Source organism: Acidocella sp. (assembly GCF_052326845.1).
In the GTDB taxonomy this organism is placed as follows: domain Bacteria; phylum Pseudomonadota; class Alphaproteobacteria; order Acetobacterales; family Acetobacteraceae; genus Acidocella.
The window spans coordinates 1-14,678 of the sequence record NZ_JBKQJR010000115.1 but is presented as its reverse complement, the minus strand read 5'-3'; the positions used below and the strand labels follow the sequence as shown (position 1 = coordinate 14,678).

12 protein-coding genes are annotated in these 14,678 nt (G+C 66.4%); 9 read left to right on the top strand and 3 right to left on the bottom strand.

Features of this window, described 5'->3' with window-relative positions; translation table 11 throughout:
• The coding region (rnr, locus tag ACLPJJ_RS07610; RefSeq protein ID WP_443590345.1) for a ribonuclease R at positions 1-2,011 on the bottom strand (2,011 nt) is incomplete at its 3' end.
• A 139-nt stretch (positions 2,012-2,150) separates the two neighbouring features.
• On the opposite strand from rnr, the gene ACLPJJ_RS07605 reads away from it, so the two are divergent.
• The 3 genes from ACLPJJ_RS07605 (at position 2,151) to ACLPJJ_RS07595 (ending at position 7,606) form a co-directional block, all read left to right on the top strand.
• Positions 2,151-6,311, top strand: coding sequence for a Hint domain-containing protein (locus ACLPJJ_RS07605; protein WP_443590344.1), 4,161 nt, complete (start codon positions 2,151-2,153; stop codon positions 6,309-6,311).
• A 115-nt stretch (positions 6,312-6,426) separates the two neighbouring features.
• The gene (rpsD, locus tag ACLPJJ_RS07600; protein WP_443590343.1) at positions 6,427-7,041 is read left to right on the top strand and encodes a 30S ribosomal protein S4; all 615 of its coding nucleotides are present in this window, start codon (positions 6,427-6,429) and stop codon (positions 7,039-7,041) included.
• A gap of 139 nt (positions 7,042-7,180) precedes the next feature.
• Entirely contained in the window at positions 7,181-7,606 is a 426-nt protein-coding gene (locus ACLPJJ_RS07595) for a hypothetical protein (RefSeq protein ID WP_443590342.1), read from the top strand.
• Between the two features lie 84 nt (positions 7,607-7,690).
• Here ACLPJJ_RS07595 and ACLPJJ_RS07590 read toward each other — a convergent pair whose 3' ends face one another.
• Positions 7,691-8,062, bottom strand: coding sequence for a hypothetical protein (locus tag ACLPJJ_RS07590; protein ID WP_443590341.1), 372 nt, complete (start codon positions 8,060-8,062; stop codon positions 7,691-7,693).
• Positions 8,063-8,218: 156 nt separating this feature from the next.
• On the opposite strand from ACLPJJ_RS07590, the gene ACLPJJ_RS07585 reads away from it, so the two are divergent.
• The 6 genes from ACLPJJ_RS07585 (at position 8,219) to ACLPJJ_RS07560 (ending at position 13,783) form a co-directional block, all read left to right on the top strand.
• Positions 8,219-8,887, top strand: a complete 669-nt coding sequence (locus tag ACLPJJ_RS07585) for a DsbA family oxidoreductase (RefSeq protein WP_443590340.1) — start codon at positions 8,219-8,221, stop codon at positions 8,885-8,887.
• A gap of 65 nt (positions 8,888-8,952) precedes the next feature.
• Positions 8,953-9,963 (top strand): lipid A deacylase LpxR family protein, encoded by a 1,011-nt coding sequence (locus tag ACLPJJ_RS07580; protein ID WP_443590339.1) that lies wholly within the window; start codon positions 8,953-8,955, stop codon positions 9,961-9,963.
• A gap of 366 nt (positions 9,964-10,329) precedes the next feature.
• The gene (hfq, locus tag ACLPJJ_RS07575) at positions 10,330-10,659 is read left to right on the top strand and encodes an RNA chaperone Hfq (RefSeq protein ID WP_443590347.1); all 330 of its coding nucleotides are present in this window, start codon (positions 10,330-10,332) and stop codon (positions 10,657-10,659) included.
• Entirely contained in the window at positions 10,659-11,936 is a 1,278-nt protein-coding gene (gene hflX / locus ACLPJJ_RS07570; RefSeq protein WP_443590346.1) for a GTPase HflX, read from the top strand. The genes hfq and hflX overlap by 1 nt, the downstream gene beginning before the upstream one ends.
• Positions 11,933-12,751, top strand: a complete 819-nt coding sequence (locus ACLPJJ_RS07565) for an inositol monophosphatase family protein (RefSeq protein WP_443590338.1) — start codon at positions 11,933-11,935, stop codon at positions 12,749-12,751. Before hflX ends, ACLPJJ_RS07565 begins: the two co-directional genes overlap by 4 nt.
• A gap of 24 nt (positions 12,752-12,775) precedes the next feature.
• On the top strand, positions 12,776-13,783 hold the full coding sequence (locus ACLPJJ_RS07560; RefSeq protein WP_443590337.1) for a zinc-dependent alcohol dehydrogenase family protein: 1,008 nt from the start codon (positions 12,776-12,778) through the stop codon (positions 13,781-13,783).
• A 9-nt stretch (positions 13,784-13,792) separates the two neighbouring features.
• On the opposite strand, the gene ACLPJJ_RS07555 is transcribed toward ACLPJJ_RS07560, so the two are convergent.
• The coding region (locus ACLPJJ_RS07555) for a peptidase M14 (protein ID WP_443590336.1) at positions 13,793-14,678 on the bottom strand (886 nt) is incomplete at its 5' end.

Below are 14,678 nucleotides of genomic sequence, written 5' to 3'. Positions count from 1 at the left end.
CGAAGACCCAGTAATCATCCGGTAGACACGCCATACTCAAGAAACCGCTCGCCCCACTCTCTGTTAAAGTGACGAATAAACCGAACTTCGTCACCCCTGAAACCCGGCCTGAGAACAACTCTCCAATGCGGTGTTGCAAATACAGCGCAAGATAGCGGTCGCTGGAGTCCCGCTCGGCCAGGGCGGCGCGGCGCTCGGTGCCGGAAATCTGCTCCGCCGTAATGCCGAAACCGGCGATATCCTCGGGCGAGAGACCGTCCGAGCCGAGCTTCAGCCCGGTGATGAGGGCGCGGTGGACCAGCAGGTCGGCATAGCGGCGGATGGGCGAGGTGAAATGCGCGTAGCGGCTCAGCGCCAAACCAAAATGGCCGATATTGTCCGGCGAATACTGGGCCTGGGACTGGGCGCGCAGCATGGTCTCGTTCACCAGCGAGGCGGAGGGCGTGCCTTCCACCAGCTTCAAAATATGGTCGAGGTCGCGCGGGTGCAGCGTATCGCCGGATTTGAGCGAGATATTCAGCGTGTGCAGGAAGTTGCGGAGGTTATCGAGCTTCTCTGGCGCGGGCGGAGCATGCACGCGGTACATGCAAGGCATGCTCAGGCGTTCGAGCTCCTCGGCGGCGCAAACATTGGCGAGGATCATGAACTCCTCGATCAGCTTGTGGCTGTCGAGGCGCGGGCGGGGGGCTACGCTCTGCACCTGGCCGTCCTCGCCCAGCACCACCTTGCGCTCGGGCAGGTCGAGGTCCAGCGTGCCGCGCGCATGCCGGGCGTGGAGCAGCGCGGTAAAGGCGGCGAAGAGGTCAGTATGGTTCTCCGGGTTCTGCTCGAACTCGGCCTGGATCTGCTCGTAGGTCTTGCGCGCGGTGGAGCGCATCAGCCCGCGGCCGAATTTATGGCTCTGCTTGTGGCCATGCACGTTGATATGCATTTCCACGAACAGGCAGCCGCGGTCCTCGTCCGGCTTGAGCGAGCACAGCCCGTTGGAGAGCGCCTCGGGCAGCATCGGCACCACGCGGTCGGGGAAGTAGCAGGAATTGCCGCGCTCCCTGGCGCAGTGGTCGAGCGCGGAGCCGGGCTTCACGTAATGCGCCACATCGGCGATGGCGACGATCAGCCGGTAGCCATGCTCCATTTTCTCGGCGAACACGGCGTCGTCGTAGTCGCGGGCGTCGTGGCCGTCGATGGTGATGAGCGGCAGTTCGCGCAGGTCCGTGCGCTTGGCCAGCGGCACCGGCTTGGCCTTTTCGGCCTCCTTCACTGCCGCGTCGGTGAAATCCATGGGGATGCCGTGCTGCGCGATGGCGATGAGGCTGACGGAGCGGGCATCGTTGATGCTGCCGAGCTTTTCCGTCACCCGCGCCGGTTTGGGGCCGAAGACGCGGCCGGGCAGGGGCTCGGCGCGGACGATCTCGCCCTCTTGCGCGTGCATGGTCTCGCCCTCGGGGACGATCCATTCCGTTTTCTGCCGCCGGTCCGTGGGTTCGATTCGCCCGCCCTGCGGCATGGCATGGAACACGCCGACGATGCTGCCCGCCTGCTCGGCGATGCGCTTGATGGTGCGGCCCTCGTATTTATCCCCGCCAATGTGCTTGAGCTTCGCCAGTACCCGCGCGCCCGGCGCCAGCGCCGCTTGGCCCTTGGCCTCGGCGTGCATGAAGATGACCGGCGGGCGGCCTGGGCCATCCCACACCACCGGGCGGGCCAGGGCCTCGCCGTCACGGTCGATGCCGGTGACCTCCACCAGCGCGCTCTCCGGCAGGCGCCCGGCCTCGGTGAAGCGCTTGCGCCCGGCGCGCTCAACATGGCCGGAAAGTTCCAGCGATTTCATGATGCCGCGCAGGGCCTTGCGGTCCTCGGTTTTCACCGAGAAGGCACGCGCCACGTCACGGAAATGCACCTTTTGCCCCGATTCCTCCAGGAACAGCTTCACCGAGTCGCGGCTCGGCAGCGCCGGGGCGGCTACCGCATTGGCGGCTTTGGCGGTTTTGGCGCGGGGCTTTTTATGCACGGTTTTCATGCGGCACAGTATGGGGCCGGAACAGACACAGGACCATGCCCGGCGCGGGGAGAATTTTCGCGTGGCAACATACACTCAGGGGTTGATTTATTAGCGTTGATTAATTGTTAAGATTGTATAGATTTCGGCCGTGACCAGCCGGTTGAACATCTCCGTGCCCGCGACGCTGACCGTGCTGGCCGGTAACGCCACGCTGTCATCGATGCAAGATTTGCCGCCCGGCATCGCGGTGAGCGATCCCGCTGGCGGCACACTCACCGTGGTGGTCCAGGCCGGGAATTCAGGCGCGGTGCTGAGCGCGGGCACGCTCTCGGGCAATGCCATTACCTTTACCGGCAGCGCGGCGCAGGTGAACGCCGCCCTGGCGGGTTTGCAGCTCACAGAGTCCAGCGGCGCCGGCACGGATGTGCTGCGCCTGACCGCCAGCGACCCGGCCGCTTTGTCCGCGCAGGACGACATCGTGGTGGATGTGGTGCCCGGCACTGGCCCGGCCTTCGTCAACCCGGCGAAGATTGTTACGCTGAGCCCGGACTCGCTGACCGCGCTGCCAAATCTGCTGCTCTCCGACCCCATTGCCCAGGGGCTCGCCGCCATGGGGCTGGGGCAGGAGGAGACGCTGAGTCTCACCCTCTCGGTGGCAGAGGGCGTGCTGCTCCTGCCCGGGCTGACGGGGATGAGCGGTATCGAGGCGAGTGGCATCGGTACTGGGACGATCGAGCTGTCCTTCACCGCCGACGAGATCGGCACGCTCAACACGCTGCTGGCGGGGCTGGATTTCGCCGGGCCGACGGTGAGCGGCGGGCAGCATCTGGACTACACGCTGTGGAACCTGACCGGCGTGCTGCCGCGCGCGGTGACCTACGGGAATATCTACCTCAACACGGTGGGCACGCCGGGGGCGAACGGCACCTATACGGCGGGGGCGGATACGCTGATCGTCAGCGATACGGCGCCATCCGGCGTGCTGAACGTGACCGGCACGATGGCGGTGCTTGGCAACCTCACCGTGGCGTCGGGCGTGACCGTGGCGCCCGGAGCGGCGATGGAGGTGCCGTACAACACGCTCACCCTTGGCGGCACCAGCCTGGATTTCGGCGAGATCAGCGCCGCCACGCTGGTGGAGACCGGCGCGCTGGTGACGGCGGGCGGCACCAGCGCCGGGCCGGTGCAGCTTGGCTCCGGCGCCCTGGTGGATTTCAGCGATGGGTTCACTGTGGATGCGAATGCCGGGCTGGATTACACGCAGGCACTTTCGCTGGCCGCAGGCGCGGTGCTGGAGGGCGCGGGCACGCTGACGGCGGGGAATTTCTCCGCCGCGGGCGAGATTACCGGGCCGGGCACGATCCTGGCGCTCGGCGGAGAGACGCTGGAGGTCGATGCCGGGCTGATTACCGGCGGAACCAGGCTGGAGGTGGGCGCTGGGGGCGTGATGGTGCTGGGCGAGGCTTCCTCGCTCTACGGCATATTCGACACCACGCCGCTGACCGTCAGCAGTTCTGTGACCCTGAGCTTCCTCGGCAATGGCGGGGCGGTGCCGGTGAGCGGCGGCTATGCGGGCACGCTGGGCGGGGCAGGGGGCGCGTTCGTCATCACCGGACCGCAGCTCTTCTCGGGCACCATCACCGGCTTCGCCCCGGGCGATGAGCTGATCTTCCCCGGGCTGAGCGGCTTCAGCGTCTATAACGTCAGCCGGAATTCGTTTTCCGTTTCCGGGGTGGATGGCAGCGGCGATACCCAGTCCTACACCATCTCCGCCGCCATCCCCTCGGGCTATGTGCCCGTTTCCGGGGTGGATGCGGAAGGCGATGGCGTGATCTATCTGCGCCCCTCGGCGCCCAGCGTGAGTAGCGGGGCGCTGCTGGGGGCGGGCGCGGGCGTGGCGCAGCCTCTGCTGGGGCTGGACCTGGAACTGGCGGGCACGGCGGCGCAGAGCCTGGCGATGACCGTCTCGGTGGCGCATGGCAGCTTAAGCCTCGGCACGCTGGCCCCGGCGGCCACGCTGACCCTCACCGCCGCCAATGCGCAGGCGGTGAATGCCGAGCTGGCGGGGCTGACCTATACCGGCACCGGGGTGAACGATGTGCTGAGCTTTACCGGCAGCACCGGGCTGCTGGCGGGCTTGAGCGAGCAGGTGGCGATTACCGCCACGGGCAGCGGCACGGTGAGCGGCTCCACAGGCGGGGCGGTCAGCGCGGCCGAGATGGTGGCTTACGGTCCGGCCTCGGGGCTGTCGGAGGTCACGGCGGCCGAGGCGGTAGGCGGCGTGGCCGTCTCCGGGGCGGTGGAGTTCAACAATCTGTTGCGCGCGAGCGGCTATTCCGGCACGGCGCTGCTGGTGGACGGCGGCGGGGAGGCGATCTTCGGTGCGGCCGCCACTGCCGCGCTGGCCGGGGGTGTGACCCTCAACACGGGCACGCTGGCGGTGCTTGGCACGGCATTTTCCACTGGCGGCAATATCACCCTCAGCGGGGCCAGCGAGGCCGTTATTACCGGCGCGCTCACCGCCGCGGGCAGTCTGGCGCTTGCGGGCGGGGTGTTCGACATTGGCGGCGCGGCGTCGCTCGGCGGCGTGGTGCTGGGCAGCGCGGGCAGCCTGCTCGCCTATGGCACGGCGGCTGGGTCGCTTGGTGCCGTGAGCAATGCCGGTGGCGTGACGCTGGAGAATGACGCCACGCTCAGCGCCGCCAGCTATGACGGCGCGGGCACGCTGGCGCTGGGCGGAACGGCGTTGTTCGCCGTGAGCGGCGCGATGGGGGCGGAGGCCGGGGCGCAACTCTCTATTGGTATCGGCGCCACGCTGGAGGCAGGGGCGCTGAACGCCGGGGCGATGTCCGTCGCCGGGCAGGTATCCATCGCCACCAGCATGAGCGTGGGTTCCGTGGCTCTGGCCGGGGGCGGCATCACCGCCACCAGCTTCGCCGGGGGGCTCATCGGCTATGGCGTGGTGGACGCGCCGGGGATTTCCGATACAGGCACCATCGAGGCGCTGGGCGGCAGGCTGCTGCTGGCGGGCAGCATTGCTAATGCCGGGGTGCTGGAGGTGGGCGCCAGCGCGGCTCTGGAACTCAGCGGCCCGGTGAGCGGCGCGGCGGTGAGCTTCGCCGGAACCAATGCCGAACTGGTGCTGGATGATGCGCAGGCGGGGTTCTCCGGCGTCGCCAACATGGCGGGCAGCGATGTGGTGGATCTGGTGGGCATTGGCACCAGCCTTGTCAGCTACAGCGCTGGTACAATCGGCGTGTTCGACAGCCTGGGCAGCGAGGTGACATCCTTCACCGTGCAGGCGGTCTCCGGCCAGCCTGGCGTGTCCATTGTTTCGGACGGTGCAGGCGGCTCGTTGATTACGCTGCGCGGAGAGATGCCCTGCTTCGCCCGCGGCACCCGGCTGCTCTCCCCGCACGGTTATCGCGCGGTCGAGGAACTGCGTCCCGGCGATCCGCTGATCACCGCCTCGGGCGAGCGCCGCCCGGTGCGCTGGATCGGCTGGCGTACGCTGGATCTCGGCCCCGCCCCGGCGCGCAACGCTTTGCCGGTGCTGATCATGCCCGGCGCCTTCGGCCCCGGCAGGCCGCACCGCGTGCTGCGCCTCTCGCCACTGCATTGTGTGTATGCCGATGGCGTGCTGATCCCGGTCACGCATCTGGTCAACGGCGCCACGATCATCCGCGAGCGGGCGGCGGCGGCCACTTATTTCCATGTCGAGCTGGACCGGCACGACATATTGCTGGCCGAGGGGCTGGAGTGCGAGTCCTATTTCTGCTCCGGCAACCGCGGCGCGTTGTACCACGAGCTGGGGCGGCGCAGCCCGGCGGCGCGGCCCTTCGCCCCAAATGTCACCAGCGGGGTGCGGCTGGCGGCGGTGCGGCGGCGGCTGCATGGCATCGTGCTTCAGGCCGGATTCTCGCCTGCCTATCTGCCGCAGTTGCGCGCGATATCGGATACGGAGACGGTGATCCCTGAGATCTCCCGTGCCGGGCACACCCGTCTGGCGCAGCTCCATTTCGCCCGGCCGGTGGAGCAGCTTACCCTGCTGGCCGGTGCCTCCGCCCCGGCCGAGACCGACCCGGACTCGGAGGATTGGCGCGAGTTGAGCCTGTGCCTGGGTGATATGCTGGGCGTGAGTTTCGGCCCCGGCTGGCAGCCGCGCGCCGCTGGCGACACCGGAATCTGGATGGGGCCGCAGGCGGAACTGCGCATCAGCCGAGCCCGGCGGCGGATTCTGCTGCCACTGGCGGCGATTTCCTGCCGCTGGCGGAAACCCCCGGTTGACGCATGGCGGCTCGGGGTTTAAGGGCGGCGCTTCGTTGCCGGGAACGTGGACGGGCGGTGGTCGCCCGCGCCCGCTCTTTGCTGCATTTCGCAGGAAAGAGACTACTGGCGGAATTTTAACAAGAAGGACCAGCGCCGTGACCAAGCGCACTGAAAGCAAGTATAAGATCAACCGCCGTCTGGGCGTTAACCTGTGGGGCCGCGCCAAGTCGCCGGTCAACAAGCGTGAGTATGGCCCGGGCCAGCATGGCCAGCGCCGCAAGAAGCCGTCGGACTTCGGCGTGCAGCTGATGGCCAAGCAGAAGCTGAAGGGCTACTACGGCAACATCTCCGAGAAGATGTTCTACAAGTATTACGAGGAGGCCGTGCGCCGTAAGGGTGACACCTCCGAGAACCTGATCGAGCTGCTCGAGCGCCGTCTGGACGCGGTCATCTACCGCCTGAAGTTCGCCATCACCCCGTTCGCCGCCCGCCAGCTGGTCAGCCATGGCCACGTGATGGTTAACGGCAAGAAAGTGAACATCCCCTCCTTCCAGGTGAAGGACGAGGACGTGATCGAAGTTCGCGAGAAGTCCAAGCAACTGGCCGTGGTGCTGGATGCCGCCCAGAGCGGCGAGCGCGACGTGCCGGAATATGTCGAGGTCGATCACCGCGCCATGAAGGGCAAGTTCATGCGTGCGCCGAAGCTGGCGGACGTGCCCTACCCGGTGCAGATGGAACCGCACCTGGTGGTGGAATTCTACTCCCGCTAATCCGGGACAGATTTCCGGACCGAATATGGAAAACGGCGCCATCTGGCGCCGTTTTTTATTTGTCACAAGGGAGAGACACTGGAGTTACATTCGCGGCGCATCACATACATGGTCGCTTTTAACTCAAGGAGTTTCTTCCATGCGCCGCATTCTGCTTGCTTCCTGCATCGCGCTGCTGCCGGGCCTTGCCCTGGCGCAGGCCAGTGCCAACGATCAACCCCCGCCGCCTCCGGGCGCGGATGACGCCGGCCCCGGTCCGGACATGATGGGCGGCGGCTGGGGTGGCCCCGGCATGATGGGCGGTGGCTGGAGCAAGGGCGGGCATCGCGGCTTTGGCATGGATGAGATACTGGTCAAGTTCTACGCCGCCAACACCACGCATGATGGCCACCTCACCATGGCGCAGGCCAAGGCGGCTGGCTTAACGGTCGTGGCGGATAACTTCGACGCTATCGACGTGAAAAAGCGTGGCTATGTCACCTTTTATGACATCATGGCCTGGCGCCTGGACGACATGGCCAAGCGCCTGGAGCAGCGGGCGGACCAACTGCGCGCCCAGGACTGAACCACGCGGCGGGGCCGGGATGCGCCAGAGTATGGCGGTTTCAGGGTGAAGCGCCTGGATGCTTCAGCCTGAACCGGCCCGGCTTTAATGCGTGCCCGACCGGCCTGTGGAGAGGCGTTCCGAGGCGGGCACATTCGGGTCGCCGGTCACGAACATCTCATGCAGCACGCTGCCCAGGCTGCCATCAGAAGCGCTGGCTTGGGTGCTGGCTTGGGTGCTGGCTTGGGTGTCGGCAGGAGCATTGGTAGGCGCCGCAGTGCCACTCGCAGCCGGTGCGGCCGCGCTGCTTTTCGTGTTCGGGATGATGTTGTTGAACTCGGGGCTGTTGAACACGGAATTCGGCCCGAACAGATGGATCACCTCACCGGACGGCGGCGGGGAAGAGTCGTTGCGGGCCATGGCGGCGCCAGCGGGCAGCGCCGTGGCGGCGAGAAGGGCAAGAGCTAAGCGTTTCAAGTCGATATCTCCAATACTTGAGGCCGGCATCATTGCGCTGGGCCGCCGCAGCAGCAAGGATACGCGCCGATGGCAGAGCGGGCAATGCGGAATGGCTCGTCTGCCCGAGGCAAAACCCCTCGCGCCCCGGGCTCGCTTGCGGTAGATTGCACTACCATGAATGTCCTGGCTCCCCTCCCGGCGCGGCTGGTTGTCGAGGTTGTGTTCGATTTCGTCTGCCCCTGGTGCTACCTTGGAGTGAAGCGGCTGACCTTCCTGCTCGCCCGGCGGCAGGATCTCGATGTCGAACTCAGCTGGCGGCCCTTCCTGCTCAACCCGGACATGCCGCGCGGCGGCATGTCCCGCGCCGATTACATGATCCGCAAGTTCGGCGCCGAGGACCGGGCGCGGCGGCTCTACGCCTCCATTACCGAACTCGGCGCGGCGGAAGGCATCGAGTTCAACTTCGCCGCCATCCGCCGGACGCCCAATTCGGTGGATGCGCACCGGCTGGTGCGCGAGGCGGCCAAGCATGGTGTCGCCGACCGGCTGGTGAAGCGGATTTTCGCGGCGCATTTCGTCGATGGGCTTGATATTGGCAGCCATGCTGTCCTTGCAGGGCTCGCCGCGCAGCTCGGTTTGGACGCCGGTAAGGTTGCCGATTTTCTCGCCTCCGGAGAGGGGACCGACGCGGTGCATGCCGAAAACTTACATGCTCATCGCTTGGGAATTAACGGCGTGCCATGTTTTCTGATCGATGGAGAGCACGCCATCGCCGGCGCGCAGGAGAGTGAAGTTCTGGAGCGGCTGCTCGATTTGGCGGTGTGTACCAGCAGGGAGCGGTAGTTCCATTATTCTTGGCATGGGTTACAACCGGTTACATCGTCATCTTCCCGCCGGTTGTGAGATCCATGAAGACTTCCGCTTGCCTGCGCCTTGCCGTGTTCAGCCCGTTTGCCCTACTGGTCTTCGGCAGCGCCGCGAGGGCAGAGCCCCCATCGTCGCCCCTGGCAGGCATCTGGACCATCCAGGACGAGAACGCCTCGATCAGCACCCAGTCACAGACCGACAGGTATTACGTCAACGGCTTCCATCTGGGTTGGACCTCGCCCGAGGGCGAGGTGCCCGGATTCGTGGCCGATTTCGGCCATGCCCTGCTGGGCGAGGGGACGCAGCGCGTCAGCGTCGGCATCGTCCAGCAGCTCTACACGCCGGACAACACGCAGCTGATCAACCCCGATCCCAATGACGAGCCTTACGCGGGCTATCTCGCGGCCACGTTCAACCTGATCCAGGACACGGCGAACACCCGCACCGTCTTGGGGGTGAATGCCGGCGTCATCGGGCGCGATGCGGGCGGCGAGATCGTGCAGAACGATTTCCATTCGATCATCGGGCAGAAGGGCACGCATGGCTGGGCCTATCAGCTGCCGAGCGAACCGGCCATCGATTTTTCCGCCGCCCGCATCTGGCGCGTGCCGGTCGTGCATCTCAACAATGGGCTGGAAGCGGATGTGCTGCCGCAGATTTCCGCCATGGCCGGCCTGACCCAGATTTACGTGCAGCCGGCCGTGGGCTTCCGCTTCGGCCGCGGGCTGGACAGTGATTTCGGCCCCTCGCTGATGGCGACCTCGCCCTCCGGCTCGGACGCGTTCAAGCAGACCCAGCCGGTCGTGTGGTATGTGTTCGGCAGCGCCGCCTCGCAATTTGTGGGGCATGACGAGATTCTGCAGGGGTCGGACTTCCAGACCAGCCGCAGTGTCGATCCATACCGCGTTGTCGGCACGTTCGAGCTTGGCGCCACGGTCATCTGGCGGGGCGTCCGCTTCAGCTACACGCAGGTGTTCCAGACCAACCGCTTCTACCACCAAGCCAACTCGATCCACGAGTTCGGTTCGTTTAACGTGGGCCTCACCTTCTAGAGCCTGATCGTTTGAGGTTGAATCGCTTTGCGATTGAACCTCAAACGTGAATCAGTCTCTCATCAATAAGTTAGAGGGCGATTCACGTATCAGGCTGAACCATGTCTGGTCCAGCCTGATACGATCGCACTCTAAGGCTGGCAGGTGGCACCCCGGTGCTGCCCCACCAAGAAACAGGTAGCCGGCTATGCGCCTGGGGCAATGCGCCCCGGCGCGGACGTGTAGGGCGGTTGCCGCGGCGCACAATTTCTATATAATTCAGGGGCCGGCGGTGCGCGCCACGCAGCCGCCGGAAACTTCAGGCTTTTTTTGACTAGATTAACCCAGATATCGCCGTATAACGGCGACAAGAACAAGGAATTCGCCGTGGCCAACGAAAAATCGCAAAATGTACAAGATGTGTTCCTCAACCACGTCCGTAAGAGCAAGACGCCGGTCACGGTCTTCCTCGTCAACGGCGTGAAGCTTCAGGGCGTTATCACCTGGTTTGACAATTTCTCCGTTCTCCTGCGCCGCGATGGGCACACGCAGCTGGTGTACAAGCACGCCATCAGCACCGTGATGCCGGGTGCGCCGATCATGCTGTTCGACGCCAGCCGCGCCGAGGGCGCCGCTCAGGCTCCGGCGGAGAGCGGCAGCACGCTGAAGCTGCACCGCAGCTCTGAACCGCAATACGATCCGGAATCCGAAGGCTGATAGAGACCGCGCCGCCGCCCAGCCGGGCGGCCATTCTGCTGCCATGGGACAAGGAGGCCGCGCGCACGGGCAACCAGACGCGCTCGGCCGAGGCGCGTCTGGCTGAGGCTGTTGGCTTGGCCGCCTCCATCGGCCTGGTGATCGTGCATGAGCAGATATTCCAGCTGCGCAGCCTCACCCCCGCCACGCTGCTGGGCAAGGGGCAGGTGGAGATCGCCGGCGCCGCCTTGAGTGAAGCCGGGGTGGACGTGGTGGTGGTGGATGCCTCACTCACGCCCGTGCAGCAGCGCAACCTGGAAACCGCCTGGAAGTGCAAGGTCATCGACCGCACCGGGCTGATCCTGGATATTTTCGGCGCCCGTGCGCGTACCCGAGAGGGTGCGTTGCAGGTCGAGCTGGCGCATCTGGAATACCAGCGCTCGCGGCTGGTGCGGTCCTGGACCCACCTTGAGCGCCAGCGCGGCGGCTTCGGCTTCCTCGGCGGCCCGGGCGAGACGCAGATCGAGGCGGACCGCCGCCTGATCGGCGACCGGATCGTGCGGCTGAAGGCCGAGCTGGAGGAGGTGCGGCGCACGCGCGGCCTGCATCGCGGCGCGCGCAAGAAGGTGCCGTACCCCATCGTGGCACTCGTCGGCTACACCAATGCGGGCAAATCCACGCTGTTCAACGCGCTCACCGGCGCCACGGTGATGGCTGAAAACCAGCTCTTCGCCACGCTGGACCCGACCATGCGCGGGCTGCTGCTGCCTTCCGGGCGCAACATCATCCTCTCCGACACCGTGGGCTTCATCTCGGAGCTGCCGACCGAACTGGTCGCCGCCTTCCGCGCCACGCTGGAAGAGGTGGCGGAGGCCGATCTGCTGCTGCATGTGCGCGATGTCTCGCACCCCGACACCGAGGCCCAGGCCAAGGATGTGCGCAATGTGCTGGGCCGTTTGGCCAAGGATGGCGCGCTGGACGAGGACTGGCCCGCCCGCACGCTGGAAGTGCTGAACAAGGCGGATGCGCTGGGCGGTGTCGAGAACGTTGTGCAGGGTGATGGCGTTGCCGTCTCGGCCCTGACCGGCGAGGGGTTGCCGCGCCTGCTGGCCGAGATCGATGAGCGCCTCGCCTCCCGGCTGGAGGTGGTGGACGTGCAAATTCCGGTGGCGGATGGCGCGAAGATCGCCTGGGCCTACCGCCATGGCGAGGTGCTGCACCGCGAGGATGACGAGAGATTCGTGCACCTGACGCTGCGCCTCTCCGCCGTCGATAAAGCGCGGTTCGAGGCGCTGTGACCCCCTCCGAGGCGCAATCCGTCATCGCGCTGCTGCGTGATGTGGCGCGCAGCGAGATTCTCCCCCGGTTCAAGCATTTGGCGGCGGCGGATGTGCGGGACAAATCCGGCCCGCTGGACCCGGTGACGGTGGCGGATGAAGCCGCCGAGCGCGCGCTGAACGCTGGCCTGCGGGCGCTGTTTCCCGGCGATGATGTGATCGGCGAGGAGGCTGTGTCCGAGGGCACGGCGCGACTGGAGCGCTTGGCTGAGCCCGGGCGCGTGTGGATTCTGGACCCGATCGACGGCACTGCGAATTTCGCCGCCGAGCTGCCGCTGTTCGGCGTGATGGCGGCGCTGGTGGAGGAAGACCAGGTGCGGGCCGGGTTTATCTTCGACCCCATGAGCGATGACTGCGCCGTGGCGCTGGCCGGACAGGGGGCGTGGCTGGTGGCGGCGGATGGCACGCGCCGCCGCCTGCGCGTGGCCCCGCCCGCGCCGGTGGGGGAGATGTTCGGCTCCATGTCCTGGCGGTACATGGAGGAGCCGCTGCGCTCGCATGTGTTGCACCGGCTGGACCGTCTGGCGGCGGTGACGGATTACCGCTGCGCCGCCCACCAGTACCGCATGCTCGCCGCCGGGCATTGCCATGTGCAGATGTTCCGCAAGCTGATGCCCTGGGACCATGCCGCGGGCTGGCTGCTGCACCGCGAGGCGGGCGGGTATTCCCGGCATTTCGACGGCACGGAATACCGGCCTTCGAACCTCAGCGGGGGGTTGTTGCTGGCCCCTGACGCCACCAGTTGGGAAGCATTGGCGGAAGCGCTGCTGCGCTGACCCTGCAACACCGAGGGGAGTGACATGAAGGCGATCAGGATCAAGCAACCCGCCGGGCTGGACAATCTGACCCTGACCAAGCTGGACGCGCCGGCGCCGCCAGGTCCGGGGGAAATCCTGGTTCGGCTGCATGGCAGTTCGTTGAATTATCATGACTTCGCCGTAGTCATCGGCGCGATCCCCACCGCCAACGGGCGCATCCCCATGGCCGATGGCGCGGGCGTGGTGGAAGCCGTGGGCGCGGGTGTGGGCGAGTTCAAGCCGGGTGATCATGTCGTCTCCTGCTTCTTCCCGCACTGGCTGGATGGCGCGCCGCTGGTCGGCGATTTCGCCACCGTGCCAGGGGACGGCGTTGACGGCTATGCGCGCGAATATGTGACCGTGCCCGCGCAGTTCTTCACCCGCGCGCCGCGGGGCTGGAGCCATGCCGAGGCGGCGACGCTGACCACGGCCGGGCTGACCGCCTGGCGCGCTCTGGTGGTGGAGGGTCAACTGAAGGCGGGCGACATTGTGCTGGTGCTGGGCACGGGCGGTGTCTCTATCTTTGCCTTGCAGATCGCCCGCGCCATGGGGGCGGTGGTGATCGCCACCTCGTCCTCGGATGAAAAATTGGATCGGCTGCGCGGCATGGGTGCGGCGCATGGCATCAACTACAGGACCACGCCAGACTGGGGTCACGCGGTGCGCGACTATACTGGCGGGCGCGGGGTGGACCATGTGGTGGAGGTCGGCGGGCCGGGCACGTTGCCGCAATCCATCGCGGCGGTGCGCATTGGCGGGCATATCTCGCTCATCGGCGTGCTCACCGGGCGCGGCGGCGAAGTGCCGACGGCGGCGCTGATGGCGAAGCAGGCGCGGCTGCAGGGCATCATCGTCGGCAACCGGCGCCAGCAGTTGGAGATGGTGCGCGGCTTGGAGGCGACCGGAATCCGCCCGGTGATCGACAGCCTGTTCGCCTTGGAGGATATCGCCAACGCCTTCTGGCACGAGCAGTCCGGCCGGCATTTCGGCAAGATCTGCCTGGAATTTTAGAAACTCCCGTTACGGGGCTGAAAGCTTGGCCAGGCGCACGGCTGTGTGCCCGTGCGAGACCTTCAGCGTCGGTATCACCAGCATCATGTTGTCTTCTGGCGTGATGATGGCTTCGTCGCCGTCATGGGCGATGACGGTGCCTGCGGCCTGGATGATCTCGCCACCGCGGAAATCTCGAATGAATGCGAAACGGTTTGTCCGTGCCGTGATGGTGCGCACAACTTGCGCGAGGCGCGGGGGCCGGGGGGCTGCCACGCCCTCCACCATGCCGGCGTGGCGCAGCAGCGAGAAGATGGTGGCGCGGCTCTGGGCCACGGCCTGGGCCTCCCAGTGCTGCCCGGCCTCCACCAGCACGCAGGCGGCCTTTTGCTCGGCGCCCTCAGTAAAGCGACCGTAATCGATCAACCGCTTGCCGCCCTTGTGCCCGGCATCGGCCACCACCAGCCCCGGCGTGCCAACGGCCAGCGCCAGATCGCGCCCGCGTTCGCCAGCGCCGCAGAGCAGCAACGGCTCCGAGGGCCAGAGCATGGTGTGCAGGTCGAGCAGCAGATCGGCGCTGTCGATCACCGGCTTCATCTCGCGGGCACGGTTTAGCTCCGCCGAGCGGCGTACGCCGAAAAGCTGGTAGTCATCCCACACGCGGTTGAGATCTTCCTCGATATAGCGTGAGGCCACGGGGTTTTCCGGGTCGAAGCGGGCAAAGGCGGCGAGGTTGGCGAAGCCGAGCGTGAGCCGCCCGCGCAACGGGGTGAAGCCCGCGCGCAGCAGCTCGGCCAGCGCGATGGCACCCGCGAATTCGTTACCGTGAATTAATGAAACGACCACCACATGCGGCCCGGCCTGGCCCGAGTTGAGTGTAGTGAAGCCCGGCACGCCGGTATTGCCCGCGGCGAAG